The organism is Pseudomonas sp. S2_F03, from assembly GCF_054668335.1.
The window spans coordinates 3,482,239-3,497,290 of the sequence record NZ_CP162759.1; the positions used below are offsets into that span (position 1 = coordinate 3,482,239).

The window sequence follows — 15,052 nt, forward strand, 5'->3', positions numbered from 1 at the left end:
ATATCGTCGAGCAGGGGATGTCTCGGTCTGCGCTCGAATCAATCCTGTTTCCACAGCCGGCCCCGGCAGTACTGGAAAAATTTCGAAGCCTGAATCCGCAGCTCACTCAATACGCCAGGCCTGGTCAATTGATCGTCTTGAGCGATCCGCGCAATACGCAATGCACGCGTGAAGAAGCGTTGCTGATGGAGGCAGCGCAAAAAGTTGATGCAGCGCTTGAGCCGTTGAGTGATGCGGAAGCGGAGTTTATGGCGCGTCACCATGGGGAGATTCAATCCTTTCTTTCGCATGGCTCGACAGGTGTTGGCGTTGGTTCAGCGATGTTCGGTAAGCACTTGGGCAACTTGAAAAAGACCCTTGTAGAGCTTGAAACCCTGCACAAGCGCACCTTCGATAAACACGGAAAACTGCAGGGCGCGGATTTCTTTAACGAGCGTAAAAAGTTGATGGGGCGGCTGGATAACAGCCTTGGATCATTGGTGCGTAAAGGCGTGGGTATTCCGGATCATCCAAAACTGAAAAATGCGCTGGGGATATCAAGTCGCAGCCTGGTGCACCATTGGAGCAAGGCGGGTACAGCTGGAGGGATTCCGGGGTACGCGACGCATATTGATGGGGTGAGTAAAGCTGGGAAAGTGATGAAGTTGGGTGGTTGGGTTGGGGTTGGGTTGGGGGCTTCGGCTTCGGGAGTAAAAGTGAGAGAGGTTTGTCGGACTGGGCGTGAGCAAGAGTGCAAGAAAGTCAAAGTCACTGAAAGCGGGAAGCTGGTGGGGGCTGTGGCTGGAAGCACGATTGGTTCGAAGGTGGCTAGCTCTGCTTGTGTGGCAATCACTTGGACCGGATATGGTGCAATTGCCTGTGCCATTGTTATGGCGGGAGTCGGCGCAGTCGGTGGTGGCCTTATCGGCGAGGAAATTGGTGAAGGAATTGGCGAAAAAATTTACGAGTGGCGCGAGTGATGCTGGATGCAGAAGACATCTATTTCATGTTCGCGATTTTCAATATTGCATCGGGAATCGGAGTGCTTTTTGTTCAGCTCTATCTTGTGTTTTTTGAGCTTGAGAATATTTTTGCCGCGTTGCCGAATTCGTATGGCGCTGAACTGCGAAAGCCTTTTTTAAATGGGGGAGTGTTTAGCAAAATATTTGTAGTTGGAAATATAGCCATGATGCTCTGTTTTCATAAGAGGTCGATAAAAGGTGGGGATTTGAGTCAGTACGATTACGACAATTTCCCGTCAAAAATAAAATTTCAGTTGCGAGCGATGCATCTGGTATCGCTATTCCTCGGCGTGATGATGCTTGTGCTTTTTGCGTTGGGAAAGTACATGGGGTGGCTCAAGTAGGGGGGGGGCAAAAATAATGCCTCAACCTTTCTCTCTCTCTTTACGCGCTATCAAGATGATAAATACATATGACAGATGACGATGAGGTTCTATTTGTCTTGGTCACAGGTGGGTTGTTTTTGGTCTTGGGTTTGTTTTTATTGTGGGTCAAGTTTATTTGGCGTGCTTTCAAATGAAAACAATAATTGGGTCTTTGAGTAATTCTCGTGGAGTTTTGCTGCGTAAGTCTGTAATGAAGAGCGGTGTTTTTGGTGTTTATTTCATGCTGATTAGTGTGGGGGCTTTTTTTTATGTTTCCGTCTAAGTCAATCAAATGTGGGGACTTGGATGAAAACGATTATTTGAATTTTCCCCTCTGGCTTTTGAATCTTATGAAATTTCTTTATGTGGTGGGCCTTGGAGGAGGGCTGGCGATGTTTGTGCTTTTTTTGGTGGGAAATACATGGGCTGGATTGAGTCATTTTGTCTCATTGGTGCAAAAAATGGGTTTCGTAATTTTATATACGATTTATTCAGCAGGGCCGGACGCGTTTGAAGAAGTGCTCAATTGGATAAAGCCTGTTGTAGCTTTTCTGTTCTTTACATCGATTGCGGTGATGTTTTACTTGGCGTGTTTAAAGATGGACAAAATACTCGACGATCTGAGCCGATCTGAAGCGGTGAAGTTGCGCAGCCCGATAAAAGGGCAGTGTTTTCATTCCAGATATGAAGCGTTAGGGGTTGCCGGGTTTGTTTTAACGTTTCCCTCTTTAGCAATTAGGCGTGGGCAATTGAATGCAGATGATTACGATAACTTTCCTGTTGGATTGCGACTGTTGATAAAGGTTAGTTCCTGCAGTCTCTGTTCTGTGTTTTTCTACTTTATCGCTGTTGAGCTGATTTATGAATATTTGAGTTGGGTCGATTGGTTGTTAATGACTCTGAATAATTTGGGTTGTTGGTGGGCTGAAATTAGGGGCGATTTTTATGAGTGTTGATTTCATTGGAAACTGGTTACAAACCCATCCGCTTAACAATACTGAACAAATCTTCGCCATTTTCAGCAACGCCAGCGCGGCTGAGCCGTTCAAGGCTTGGCAGCGCTCATTGAATGCTCAAGCGCCGAGGCCGATTTGGGCTGACACGATTTACTCCGAGTGGGAAGCGGTGATGCCTTATGTCGGAATCGTCGCCGCGGACAGTCAGTTTCTCGATTGGGTGGCCGAGACCGAGTCCTGCGATTGGGGGTGGTTGGCGGTGTCTTCGGCAAGTTTGGAGGTGGTGGTCGAGCATTTGCGCAGTCTGACGCAAGTGAAGCTGCCGGATGGGAAATCGGTGTTTTTCCGTTTTTGGGATGGGCGTTATTTGCTGCCGATTTTGCAGTCGGCTGATGTGAGTGCCTCGGAACTGCTGCCGGTGATCCGCAGGTGTTTGATCAATGGGCAGTCGGTTGATATCGGTGGCAGTGCGTTGCAAACATCGAAGGTTTTTCCATGGTGGGAGGTTTCTGAATCCCTGCTGCAACACCTCGGTGCTGAAGATGCTTCGACCCTGATCAACAATCTGGTGCGGTGGCTGAGTGAGGAGCATCCGGGCCTGTTCGAGGCGTTTTCAGAGGGGGTGTTGCGACGCAAGGTCGAGATGTTTCTTGCAACGCCTGACCTGCCTGCTGGACCGAAAGCCGAGTTGTTGGAGCACTTGATGGCGGAGCTGGAATGATCGGGTGTAGGGCCAGTCGAAATTTCTGGGCAAGGTCGTCGGACGTTTCCTTCAAGTTGTGGCGGCTTTCATGAACTGGTTTGAAATGTTCTCCATCGATAGTCTTTGGCTGTCACCGCGCAAGTGGTGGCAGGGTGTAGGAGCCCTCACTCATGATGCAACAGCTCTGTCGTTTGATTGCGGCACTTAATGTGTGCCCATAAAATCGTTCGCGGCGGCTGTGCGCGGGACACGCTTCGGCGTGACCGAGGTTCATGAGTGCTCGGTACTCCTACTCCTGCGCATGGCTGCCACCCAAACCTGTAGGAGGGGGCGTTTGGCAGCTTGTATTTCTTACTCATGGAAATTGCAAATGAAAACGCTGACACCCGATCCACCCTACGAAAAACCCATTTCCCACCCCAAAAGCCGCTTCATGGCACTCACCAGCAACTGCACCGAAATGCCCACGCTGTTCGTCGATACCCACGCCCCGCTCGATGTTTTAACCGAAGCCGCCAGCTACCGAATCCGCGCCGTCACCCAAGTGCTGGAAAACATGTCCATGCGTGGGTCTGTCGAGTGTGAGTCGTTCATCCTCAGTGATTTCGCTTTGCTGTGCGCCATCCCGTTGCGCGATGGGTGCGATGTGCTGGATGTTATCGGGCGGCGATTGCGGGCTCGGGCTTCGGAATAGCGCTGGCAGAACACGCTTTGTAGCAGCTGGCGAAGCCTGCGTCCGGCTGCGCAGCAGTCGTAAAATCAGGTTTCGCGGTGTTTCAGGCTCTCCTTGCAAGCTGGATTTACGACTGCTGCGCAGCCGGACGCAGGCTTCGCCAGCTGCTACAAAGAGCGTTGCAGGGGCTGTCGCAGCAGTCTCCGCAATCGCCCGCTCGGCTGCGAAGCCCTGACGTTCGCCTCGGTACAAGGTAAACTTCCCGGCCTTCGCAGGAGCAATCATGAATTATCGTCACGCCTTCCATGCCGGCAATCACGCCGATGTGTTCAAACACCTGACTTTGACCCGCCTCATCGCCCTGATGTCGCGCAAGGAGCAGCCGTTTGCCTATCTCGACACTCACGCCGGCATTGGCCTGTATGACCTTCAGGGCGATCAGGCCAACCGTACCGGTGAGTATCTGGAAGGTATTGCGCGTCTGTGGGATCAGCCGGATCTGCCAGCATTGACCGCCGATTATATGAAGGTGCTGCATGACATGAACCCGGATGGCCAGTTGCGCTATTACCCGGGTTCCCCTGAGCTGGCGCGGCGTCTGACGCGGCCGCAGGATCGGGTAATGCTCAACGAGAAGCATCCGGAAGACGGTTTGCTGCTCAAGGACAACATGGCTGGTGACCGTCGGGTGAAGGTGCATCTGGGCGAAGGCTGGCATGTGCCGCGCGCGATGTTGCCGGTGCAGGAGAAGCGGGCGGTGATGTTGATTGATCCGCCGTTTGAACAGCTTGATGAGATGCAGCGCTGTGCGGCGTCGCTGAAAGAGGCGGTTGGCCGGATGCGTCAAACCGTGGCGGCGATCTGGTACCCGGTGAAGGACCAGCGCCTGTTGCGCCGCTTCTATCAGGATCTGGCGGGCTCGGGCGCGCCGAAGTTGTTGCGTGTGGAGTTGCTGGTGCATCCGCTGGATACGCCGAACAGTCTGAACGGGTCCGGGTTGGCGATTGCCAATCCGCCGTGGGGGCTGGAAGAGGAATTGCGTGAGCTGCTGCCGTGGTTGTCCAAGAAGTTGGGGCAGACCCAGGGTGGGTGGCAGATGGATTGGTTGATCGCTGAGAGTTGATCAGTTGGTGATGATCGTTCCCACGCTCTGCGTGGGAATGCAGCCCGGGACGCTCCGCGTCCCAACAGCGGACGCGGAGCGTCCATTGAGGCGTTCCCACGCAGAGCGTGGGAACGATCAATCTGAAATCAGATCGGGCAGGTCACTCCCGTGCCGCCAATCCCGCAATATCCTTCAGGGTTCTTGGCCAGGTACTGCTGGTGATACGCCTCGGCGAAGTAGACCGTCGGGGCCTGGTCGATTTCGGTGGTGATCTCGCCTTTGCCGGCCTTGGTCAGTTCGGTCTGGAACACTGCCTTGCTGTTGAGTGCCGCGTCCAATTGCTCCTGGGTGGTGGCATAGATCACCGAGCGGTACTGAGTGCCGATGTCGTTGCCCTGACGCATGCCTTGGGTCGGGTTGTGCAGTTCCCAGAACATTTTCAACAGCGCTTCGTAGCTGACTTTCGCCTTGTCGTACACCACCAGCACCACTTCGCTGTGGCCAGTCAGGCCTGAGCAGACTTCTTCATACGTTGGGTTCGGCGTGTAGCCGCCGGCGTAACCCACCACGGTGCTGACCACGCCTTCGCGCTGCCAGAAGCGACGTTCCGCGCCCCAGAAGCAGCCGAGGCCGAAGATCGCGAAGTCGACGTCCTCGAAGAACGGGCCCAGCAGTGGTGTTTCGGTAAAAACAAAATGCTTTTCAGGCAGGTTCATCGCGGTTTCGCGGCCAGGCAGAGCTTGTTCTTTTGTTGGAAGCACGTTTTTGTTCACCAGAATTTCCGAGCGCAAGACCATGATCAGTCCCCTCAGTCAGGTTGAGTGTAATTGGTCAGACACGCAGTTTGCCCGAGTGTTACGCCGATGTCAGGCGAACGGGCCACGCGGGTAGCGCTTGAGCTTTTCGATCAGCTCGGCGCCGGGGATCGGGCGGTCGAACAGGTAGCCCTGGCCGACGTCGCAGCGGTGGCGGCGCAGGAACGCCAGTTGTTCGGCCGTCTCTATGCCTTCGGCGACGACCTTGAGTTTCAGGTTGTGGGCCATGGCGATCACCGCGGAGGTGATTTCCATGTCGTCCTGGTTGTCCGGGATTTCGTGGATGAAGCTGCGATCGATCTTGATGATGTCGATCGGGAATTTTTTCAGGTAGCTGAGCGACGAGTAACCGGTGCCGAAGTCATCCATGGCCAGGGTCAGGCCCAGGCGCTTGAGTTGATCGAGCTGCAAGTGCGTGTCTTCGGTGGCTTCCAGCAGCAGGCCTTCGGTGAGTTCCAACTCCAGCAGGTGGGCTGGCAGCGCTTCTTCCTTGAGGATGGTCGCGATGGACGACACCAGGTCCGGGTCGGAGAACTGTTTGGGTGACAGGTTGATCGCCACTTGAAGATTGCCCAGGCCGGCGGCGCTCAGCGCCTTGCTCATGCGGCAGGCCTGGCGGGCGATCCATTTGCCGATCGGGATGATCAGCCCGGTTTCTTCGGCGACGCTGATGAACTGGTCCGGGCGGATCATGCCTTTGTCGGGGTGGTTCCAGCGCAACAACGCTTCCATCCCCAGCAGGCGGCCACTGCGCAAGCACAGCTTGGGCTGATAGAACACGTCCAGCTCGTTCTGGGTGAGGGCGCGGCGCAAGTTGTTCTCGACGAACAGCTTGTAGCTGGCCTCGGCATTCAGCGCTTCGGTGAACACCTGGACCTGATGCTTGCCGTTGGCCTTGGCTTTGTGCAGCGCCAGGCCGGCGTTGCGCATCAGGGTTTGCGGGTCACGACCATGCAGCGGCGCGCAGGCCAGGCCCACGGAGCCGGTGACGCTGATCAACTGGTTGTCGACGAACATGGGCTTGTCGAGGGTCATCAGCAACTGGTTGGCGACCTGCAGGCCGGTACGCATGTCGGTGTTGTCCAGCAACACGGCGAACTCGTTACTGGCGAAGCGCGCCAGGCTGCCGCTCGGGCTCAGGCTGTTGCGCAGGCGTCGGGCCAGGCTGATCAACAGTTTGTCGCCGGTCTGGTGACCGAGGCTGTCGTTGATCCGCTTGAAGTTGTCGATGTCCACCAGCAACAGGCAGATGGGCGTATCGGTGTCGCGAGCGAAGCGTTCATCGAGGTTGCGGATGAAGGCGGGGCGGTTGCCGAGGTTGGTCAGGTTGTCGGTGTAGGCCAGGCGCTCGATGCGCTGCTGGGCGAGTTTGGTCTGGGTGATGTCTTCGTAAATGCCGATGTAATGCGTCAACTCGCGGTTATCGCCGTACACCTTGGAGATTGATAACTGCCCCCAGTACGGTTCGAGGTTCTTTCGTCGGCTCTTGAATTCGCCTTGCCAGCTGTTGCTCTTGGCCAGTGCCGAGGGTGCGTCGAACAGCAATTCACTGAGGTTCTCCAGTGCCGGCAGTTCCGACAGCCGCTGGCCGTGGACTTCTTCGGTGGTGTACTGGGTGATCGCGGTGAAGCTGGGGTTGACGTATTCCACCACGCCGTCGCAATTGACCAGCAAAAAGGCGTTGGCGCTTTGCTCGACCGCACGCTGGAACAGGTGCAGGGCGCTGGTGGCGGTGCGGCGGTTGTGGTTGTTGATGACTTGGGCGAACTGATCCGCCAGCTCGCCGGCAAAAGCGATTTCGTCCGACTCCCACGCGCGGGTCGCACCGATCTGTTCCAGGCACAGCACGCCGACCACTTGGCCGTCGACGCGGATACTGGCGTCGAGCATCGCGTTCACATCGCGCGGGCGCAGTCTCTCGGCCATTTCCCGGGTGCGCGGGTCACGCATGGCGTTATGGGCGTCAATGGCGCGGCTGCTGTGCAAGGCTTCGAGGTAATCGGGGAAGCCGCTGACGTCGATCGGTTCCGGCAGCTGGTATTCCCCGTTTTTGCGGTGATACGCCGAAATCGGCACCAGCAGCGAACCTTCAAGGTTCCACAGGCTGGCACAGTCAATTTCGTAGATGTCGCAGGCGCTGCGGGTGATCAGTTCGGCGGCTTCTTGCAGTGAATTGTTGCTGCTGTAGCGCTGGCGAGTCAGCAACAGGATCAGGTCCTGCTGGGCGCGCACCCTCTCCAGATGCTGCAGTTGTACCTGCTGGGCGAGCTGATTGAGTTCCAGGGCGATTTGCAGGCGCGAGTTTTGGGATTCCAGGTCGGGTAACAACTGATTGCTTTCGAACAGGTCGTCGATCACCAGCAGATAGCCGCGCAACAAGTGCCGATTGTGCTGTTTATAGGCTTCGCCCAGCTCCAGCAGGTTCAAGGCGCCAGAGGCGGTGTGCAGGGTGTAGCGGATCTGGTAATTCGGACTGTCGGTGAGTTGTTGCTGGACCGCGTCATGCAGCTGATAGCGCGCTTCGGGCTCCATCAGGCTGGCGTAGGGGGAGTCAACCAGCGCACACAGGTCAACGGCCGGCAGGCCGAAATGACGTTCGCAATTAGGATCGAGAAACAGCAGCGCCCAGCTAGGTTCATTCAGCCGTTCGAAACGCAGCATGCCGAGCCGCGAGGGCACAGGCAACTGCGTCACTACCTCGGCCACCATTCGGCTGGCGGCATCGGGTTGGCTTTTCATTGAGGGAAACTCGCTTCGAATATGCTGATCGCGCCGGGCTCTCGCCCTCTTAACTGTTGTCTGCGGCAAGGTTGCATCATTGCGGCACTGACTGACAAGAGACATGAAGGCCAAGTGCTATAAGAATATGTCGGCAGGCGTGAAGTTTTCTCCAGCGCGCGCTTAAAACTTATGCATTTGGCCTTCTTTACTAGGCCAGAGGGATATTGATCGTTTGTAATGGTTTGCCGTCCCGGTCGTGGTAATTAACCTGAATGTGCTCTCTATCAACGACCAGATGGGCAAAATTGTCCTGGCTGACCACCTGGCTGGTCAGTTCATGACGGTAGTCCCCCGCAGCCGTTTTCGCCAACGCCTGATCCAGGATGAACGTGGAAGCCTTGGCATACGGCAGCAGTTTGCTGTTGTACAGGGGCGAGGAGACGATGGTGTGCACCTCGAAGTCCGGGTCTTCGCTGTGGGTCAGACGACTCGTCAAAGAGCCGTGGACATCGCCCGAGACGAAGATCACGTTCTTGATGCGGTGCGTACGAATCGTTTCCAGCAATCGCAGGCGTTGTTCCGGGAAGGCTTTCCAGGCGTCATCGCCCAAGGTTTTGCGGTCGGGGTAGAACATCACGCTGGTTACCACAAATTTGACCCGGGCCGGGCTGTGGATCAGCCATTTGCACAGCGCCTGTTCCTGTTCTTCATCAAGGATACGGCGATCATCGGCCGACAAATTGCGTCGAGTGCGGCTGTCGGTGACAAACCATTCAATATCGCCTTCGCTGAACTCATACCAATACTGTTCGAGTGCTCTACTTATCTGTCCGTCGGCAAGAAGTTTATGCGCCGGGCTATGGCTGGCTTGATACAACTCATACGCCGTGATGGCGTTTTTGTATAAGTAGTCATCTGTTTTGCTTTTATTGGCAGGCCAGTTGTCTTCTATTTCATGGTCGTCGAGGATCATGTAAGTTGGAGTGCCGGACATTAACTTGCTGATATTGGGTTGAGAAAAAGCCACTCGATACTTGCTGAGTATTTCCTTGTACTCCCGGTCGGGAGCAATAACGTTCAAGTCATCGACATAGATTTGGTCTCCGGTCATCAATGTGGCGCTGATGGGCGGTTCCGCCCGCTGCGCAAGATCTGTAATCGAAGCGAATATGCGGTCGCCCAGGTGCGGGGCCGACGGTATCCCTGCGGTCATTCGAAGGTAGCGGCATGAGCCAACGATATACCCCCGTGGCGTGGTGGTTTTGCTGGACTGCGTACGAAAGCGATAAATATCCCGAGGCCATTGCAATGGCAGCTCCTGGACCGTCTCCACGGTATGCACCGGGCTCATCGGGCTGAACCAGCCGGCCTGATATTCGTACTCGGTGTCGCTGGCCAATTCATTGAGTGCAATCACATCGCTCATGTCGCGCACGATCGTCAGTTTTACAAATTCGCCTCGGGACCAGTGCTCTTCACCCAGGCGTCGATAACGAACACCTGCAAATACCAATGAAGTGTCTTGAAGTTTGCCGCGAAGAAAAATGCGCGCGTGGTTTGTAGTTGTGTGGCCAATAATAGGGCCGACAGTCGGTTTAAACATATTCGAATCCATTCGAAGTGACGCTAACTAAGTAGAAGGGGTTGCAGTATTTAAAAGAAAATACTGTCGAACTAAGACTAGTTAGTACGCAAAAAAAAATATCGAGCGAAAGTGGACTGGCGTTGTGGCCGACGTCAGCAACGAATGTAGGAAGAAACTTTCTGCCAGGCAAAAAAAGCCCCGCCAAATTGGCGGGGTTGAGGTACGAGCGTGGCGCTCGGAAAACGTGGAACGCGAACGGCCCTCCGGTGAGAGAGGGCCGTTCGGTGTTACAGCAGGATGGTGCGGATGTCCGCCAGCAGGTCGCTCAGACGCTTGGTGAAGCGTGCAGCAGCGGCGCCGTTGATCACACGGTGATCGTAGGACAACGACAACGGTAGCATCAGTTTCGGCTGGAAGGCTTTGCCGTCCCAGACTGGCTGGATGGTTGCCTTGGAAACACCAAGGATCGCCACTTCCGGCGCGTTGACGATCGGCGTGAAGCCGGTGCCGCCAATGTGGCCAAGGCTGGAAATGGTGAAACAGGCGCCTTGCATGTCGTCAGCGGTGAGCTTCTTGTCGCGGGCTTTGGCGGCCAGCGCAGCGGCTTCGGCTGCCAGTTGCAACAGGCTCTTCTGATCGACGTTCTTGATGACCGGTACCAGCAGGCCTTCAGGGGTGTCGACCGCGAAGCCGATGTTCACGTACTTCTTGCGGATGATCGCTTTGCCGCTTGGTGCCAGCGAACTGTTGAAGTCCGGCAGTTCCTTGAGCAGGTGCGCGCACGACTTGAGCAGCAGCGGCAGGATGGTCAGCTTGACGCCAGCCTTCTCTGCAACGGCTTTCTGAGCGTTGCGGAACGCTTCCAGGTCGGTGATATCAGCCGAATCGAACTGAGTCACGTGTGGAATGTTCAACCAGCTGCGGTGCAGGCTCGACGCGCCGATTTGCATCAGGCGAGTCATCGGCACTTCTTCGGTTTCACCGAAGCGGCTGAAGTCCACGACCGGAATCGGCGGGATGCCCGCGCCGCCGGTTGCGCCAGCCGCAGCGGCCGGTGCTTCCTTGGCCTTCTGCATCATGGCTTTGACGTAAACCTGCACGTCTTCTTTCAGGATGCGACCGTGCGGGCCACTGGCGCCGACGGCGTTCAGCTCGACGCCGAACTCGCGCGCCAGTTGGCGTACAGCCGGGCCGGCGTGAACCTTGGCGCCTGGCTTGGCCGGTGCAGCGACAGGTGCAGCAGCTACCGGAGCAGCAGCCGGTGCGGCGGCAGGAGCTGGAGCGCTCGGTGCAGCAGCGGCCGGAGCCGGGGCAGCGGCAGGCGCAGCGCCTTTGACTTTGAGCGTGAGGATCAGGTCGCCGGTGCCGACTTCGTCATCGAGCTTGATGGAAACGCTTTCCACCACGCCAGCGGCAGGCGACGGGATTTCCATGCTCGCCTTGTCGGATTCCAGGGTGATCAGCGACTGGTCGGCTGCAACGGTGTCGCCGGCCTTGACCAGGACTTCGATGATCTTGGCCTTGCCCGACGAACCGATGTCCGGGACGTGGATGTCCTGAACGCTGTCGGCAACCGGTGCAGCCGGGGCTGCTGCAGGAGCAGGCGCAGCGGCAGCAGCTGGAGCGGCAGCCTGGGCCGGAGCAGCAGCCGGTGCCGCGGCACCCGCCACTTCCAGATCCAGGATCAGGTCGCCAGTGCCGACTTCGTCGTTGAGCTTGACGCTGATGGCCTTGACCACGCCAGCGGCAGGCGACGGGATTTCCATGCTCGCCTTGTCGGACTCCAGGGTGATCAGCGATTGATCAGCTGCGACGGTGTCGCCGACCTTGACCTGGATCTCGATGATCTGGGCCTTGCCCGCCGAACCGATATCCGGCACGTGCACTTTCTGAATCGAAGCGGCAGCCGGCGCAGCGGCTGGAGCTGCCGCCGGTTTCGCTTCAGCTTTTGCAGCAGGCGCAGCGGCAGCGGTAGCCGCAGGGGCCGCAGCAGCGGCACCTTCAACTTCCAGCTCGAGCAGTTCGTCGCCTTCTTTCAGGCGATCGCCCAGCTTCACTTTCAGGCTCTTGATGATACCGGCCTTCGGCGCAGGCACTTCCATGCTCGCCTTGTCCGATTCCAGCGTCAGGATGCTCTGGTCGGCTTCGACACGGTCGCCGACCTTCACAAACAGTTCAATTACTTCACCTTCACCGCTGCCGATGTCAGGTACGCGAATGAGTTCGCTCACAGAATCTCTCCTCAGCAGTCCAGTGGGTTGCGTTTTTCCGGGTTGATACCGAACTTGGTAATGGCTTCAGCCACAACCTTAGGTTCGATGTCACCACGGTCAGCCAGTGCTTCCAGGGCTGCCAACACCACGAAATGACGGTCGACTTCGAAGAAATGACGCAGTTTCTTGCGGCTGTCGCTGCGGCCGAAACCGTCGGTGCCCAGGACTTTGAATTCCTTGGACGGGACCCACTGACGAATTTGCTCAGCGAACAACTTCATGTAGTCGGTAGAAGCGATCACCGGACCTTTACGGCCGTTCAGGCATTCTTCGACGTAGCTCAGTTTAGGCTTCTGGCCCGGGTGCAGACGGTTGGTGCGCTCTACGGCCAGGCCGTCGCGACGCAGTTCGTTGAAGCTGGTAACGCTCCATACGTCAGCGCCGACGTTGAACTCTTCACGCAGAATCTTCGCCGCTTCACGCACTTCACGCAGGATGGTGCCGGAGCCCATCAGCTGAACGTGGTGCGCCGCTTCGCGGGTGTCTTCTTCAAGCAGGTACATGCCTTTCTTGATGCCTTCTTCGGCACCGGCCGGCATGGCTGGCTGCTGGTAGGACTCGTTCATCACGGTGATGTAGTAGAAGACGTCCTGTTGCTCTTCGGTCATCTTCTTCATGCCGTCCTGAATGATCACCGCCAGCTCGTAGCCGTAGGTCGGATCATAGGTGCGGCAGTTCGGGATGGTGGCAGCCAGGATGTGGCTGTGACCGTCTTCGTGTTGCAGGCCTTCGCCGTTGAGCGTGGTCCGGCCGGCGGTGCCGCCGATCAGGAAGCCACGGGTACGGCTGTCGCCAGCGGCCCAGGCGAGGTCGCCGATACGCTGGAAGCCGAACATCGAGTAGAAGATGTAGAACGGCAGCATTGGCTGGTTGTGGCTGGAGTACGAAGTACCGGCAGCGATGAAGGAGCTCATGGCGCCTGCTTCGTTGATGCCTTCTTCGAGAATCTGGCCCTTCTTGTCTTCCTTGTAGAACATCACCTGGTCTTTATCGACTGGCTCGTAGAGCTGGCCGACGGAGGAGTAGATGCCCAACTGACGGAACATGCCTTCCATACCGAAGGTACGGGCTTCGTCCGGGATGATCGGCACGATGCGCGAGCCGATTTCCTTGTCCTTGACCAGTTGCGCGAGGATCCGCACGAACGCCATGGTGGTGGAAATCTCACGGTCGCCCGAGCCATCAAGGATTGCCTTGAGGGTATCGAGTGGCGGCGTTGGCACGCTGATGCTCTTCGCGCGGCGCTGTGGTACGAAACCGCCCAGTGCAGTGCGGCGCTCGCTCAGGTAGCGGGCTTCGGCGCTGTTTGGCTCTGGCTTGAAGAACGGCAGGTTTTCCAGCTCTTCGTCTTTGACCGGGATGTCGAAACGATCGCGGAACAGCTTCAGGCTTTCAACATCAACCTTCTTGGTGTTGTGCGCGGTGTTCTTCGCTTCGCCGGCACCGGTGCCATAACCTTTGATGGTCTTGGCCAGGATGACGGTTGGCTGTTCTTTGTGGTTGACCGCTTCGTGGTACGCCGCGTAGACCTTGTACGGGTCGTGGCCGCCTCGGTTGAGTTTCCAGATCTCGTCGTCGGACAGATCAGCAACCATCGCCTTGAGTTCTGGCGAGTTGAAGAAGTGTTCACGCACGAACGCGCCGTCTTTGGCTTTGTAGTTCTGGTACTCGCCGTCGATGACTTCGTCCATGCGACGTTGCAGGATACCGTCGACGTCCTTGGCCAGCAGTGGGTCCCAGAAACGGCCCCAGATGACTTTGGTCACGTTCCACTGAGCACCGCGGAACACGCCTTCGAGTTCCTGGATGATCTTGCCATTCCCGCGAACCGGGCCGTCGAGGCGCTGCAGGTTGCAGTTGATGACGAAGATCAGGTTGTCGAGCTTCTCGCGGCCAGCCAGCGAGATGGCGCCCAGGGATTCCGGCTCGTCACACTCGCCGTCGCCCAGGAAGCACCAGACTTTCTGCTTGCCTTCAGGGATGAAGCCACGGGCTTCCAGGTACTTCATGAAACGTGCCTGGTAGATCGCCTGGATCGGGCCCAGGCCCATGGATACGGTCGGGAACTGCCAGAAATCAGGCATCAGCCAAGGGTGCGGGTAGGACGAGAGGCCCTGACCGTCGACTTCCTGGCGGAAGTTGTTCATCTGGTCTTCGGTGATGCGGCCTTCCATGAACGCACGGGCGTAAACGCCTGGCGAGGTGTGACCCTGGAAGTAGATCAGGTCGCCGCCGTGTTCGTCGGTCGGGGCCTGGAAGAAGTAGTTGAAGCCGATGTCATACAGGGTGGCGCTGGAGGCGAAGCTGGAGATGTGACCGCCCAGGTCAGAATCTTTCAGGTTCGTACGCATCACCATGGCCATCGCGTTCCAGCGTACCAACGAGCGAATGCGGCGTTCCATGAACAGGTCGCCAGGCATGCGTGCTTCGTGGGTTACGGGAATGGTGTTGCGGTACGGCGTGGTGATGGCGTAAGGCAGCTGCGAGCCACTGCGGGTCGCCAGTTCGCCCATACGGGTCATCAGATAGTGAGCGCGGTCTTCGCCTTCTTTGTCGAGAACCGATTCCAGGGCGTCCAGCCATTCCTGGGTTTCGACGGGATCGAGGTCTTGCATGGCTTGCTCCAGGGCGGAAAGGCTTCCAGAATCGGTTGCCTGAGTTTGCGACTGGCCTTGTGGGCAGACGATATAAATTCTTGGATTGCCGAGAGGTTGTTCCGGCGGCGTGTAGTTTTACTACAAATCTTCGGGCATTTCAGCCTTTCGAATGTATATACGAGTAGTAAAACTACAGATGAATGGCTTGTGGCCTCCGGCTGCGTTGTGAGAATAATCGTTAAGGTTGGTCTTTTACCA

The 15,052-nt window shown here is 56.8% G+C and carries 11 protein-coding genes; 6 read left to right on the top strand and 5 right to left on the bottom strand.

Annotation, left to right across the window (positions count from 1 at the left end; all coding sequences use genetic code 11):
- Positions 1-17 precede the first annotated feature (17 nt).
- The 6 genes from AB4N76_RS16335 to AB4N76_RS16360 all read left to right on the top strand — a co-directional run bounded on the left by AB4N76_RS16335 (position 18) and on the right by AB4N76_RS16360 (position 4,821).
- A complete protein-coding gene (locus AB4N76_RS16335) occupies positions 18-959 on the top strand; it encodes a hypothetical protein (RefSeq protein ID WP_460163252.1) in 942 nt (313 codons plus the stop codon).
- Positions 959-1,345: a hypothetical protein gene (locus AB4N76_RS16340; RefSeq protein ID WP_046028308.1), complete on the top strand. Its 387-nt coding sequence runs from the start codon at positions 959-961 to the stop codon at positions 1,343-1,345. The genes AB4N76_RS16335 and AB4N76_RS16340 overlap by 1 nt, the downstream gene beginning before the upstream one ends.
- A 323-nt stretch (positions 1,346-1,668) precedes the next feature.
- Complete coding sequence (locus AB4N76_RS16345; RefSeq protein WP_460163253.1) at positions 1,669-2,322, top strand: hypothetical protein; 654 nt, start codon at positions 1,669-1,671, stop codon at positions 2,320-2,322.
- Complete coding sequence (locus AB4N76_RS16350) at positions 2,312-3,043, top strand: DUF4123 domain-containing protein (protein WP_460163254.1); 732 nt, start codon at positions 2,312-2,314, stop codon at positions 3,041-3,043. The genes AB4N76_RS16345 and AB4N76_RS16350 overlap by 11 nt, the downstream gene beginning before the upstream one ends.
- Before the next feature lie 352 nt (positions 3,044-3,395).
- The gene (locus AB4N76_RS16355) at positions 3,396-3,719 is read left to right on the top strand and encodes a hypothetical protein (RefSeq protein ID WP_077432341.1); all 324 of its coding nucleotides are present in this window, start codon (positions 3,396-3,398) and stop codon (positions 3,717-3,719) included.
- A gap of 262 nt (positions 3,720-3,981) precedes the next feature.
- Positions 3,982-4,821, top strand: a complete 840-nt coding sequence (locus AB4N76_RS16360) for a 23S rRNA (adenine(2030)-N(6))-methyltransferase RlmJ (protein WP_077432342.1) — start codon at positions 3,982-3,984, stop codon at positions 4,819-4,821.
- A gap of 128 nt (positions 4,822-4,949) precedes the next feature.
- Here AB4N76_RS16360 and msrA read toward each other — a convergent pair whose 3' ends face one another.
- The 5 genes from msrA to aceE all read right to left on the bottom strand — a co-directional run bounded on the left by msrA (position 4,950) and on the right by aceE (position 14,812).
- Positions 4,950-5,600: a peptide-methionine (S)-S-oxide reductase MsrA gene (gene msrA, locus AB4N76_RS16365; RefSeq protein ID WP_046028313.1), complete on the bottom strand. Its 651-nt coding sequence runs from the start codon at positions 5,598-5,600 to the stop codon at positions 4,950-4,952.
- Positions 5,601-5,669: 69 nt separating this feature from the next.
- Entirely contained in the window at positions 5,670-8,357 is a 2,688-nt protein-coding gene (locus AB4N76_RS16370) for a putative bifunctional diguanylate cyclase/phosphodiesterase (protein ID WP_046028315.1), read from the bottom strand.
- A gap of 190 nt (positions 8,358-8,547) precedes the next feature.
- The gene (locus AB4N76_RS16375) at positions 8,548-9,942 is read right to left on the bottom strand and encodes an alkaline phosphatase D family protein (protein ID WP_046028316.1); all 1,395 of its coding nucleotides are present in this window, start codon (positions 9,940-9,942) and stop codon (positions 8,548-8,550) included.
- A gap of 269 nt (positions 9,943-10,211) precedes the next feature.
- The gene (aceF, locus tag AB4N76_RS16380) at positions 10,212-12,155 is read right to left on the bottom strand and encodes a dihydrolipoyllysine-residue acetyltransferase (RefSeq protein ID WP_460163255.1); all 1,944 of its coding nucleotides are present in this window, start codon (positions 12,153-12,155) and stop codon (positions 10,212-10,214) included.
- A gap of 11 nt (positions 12,156-12,166) precedes the next feature.
- Entirely contained in the window at positions 12,167-14,812 is a 2,646-nt protein-coding gene (gene aceE, locus AB4N76_RS16385; RefSeq protein WP_046028319.1) for a pyruvate dehydrogenase (acetyl-transferring), homodimeric type, read from the bottom strand.
- Positions 14,813-15,052 lie beyond the last annotated feature (240 nt).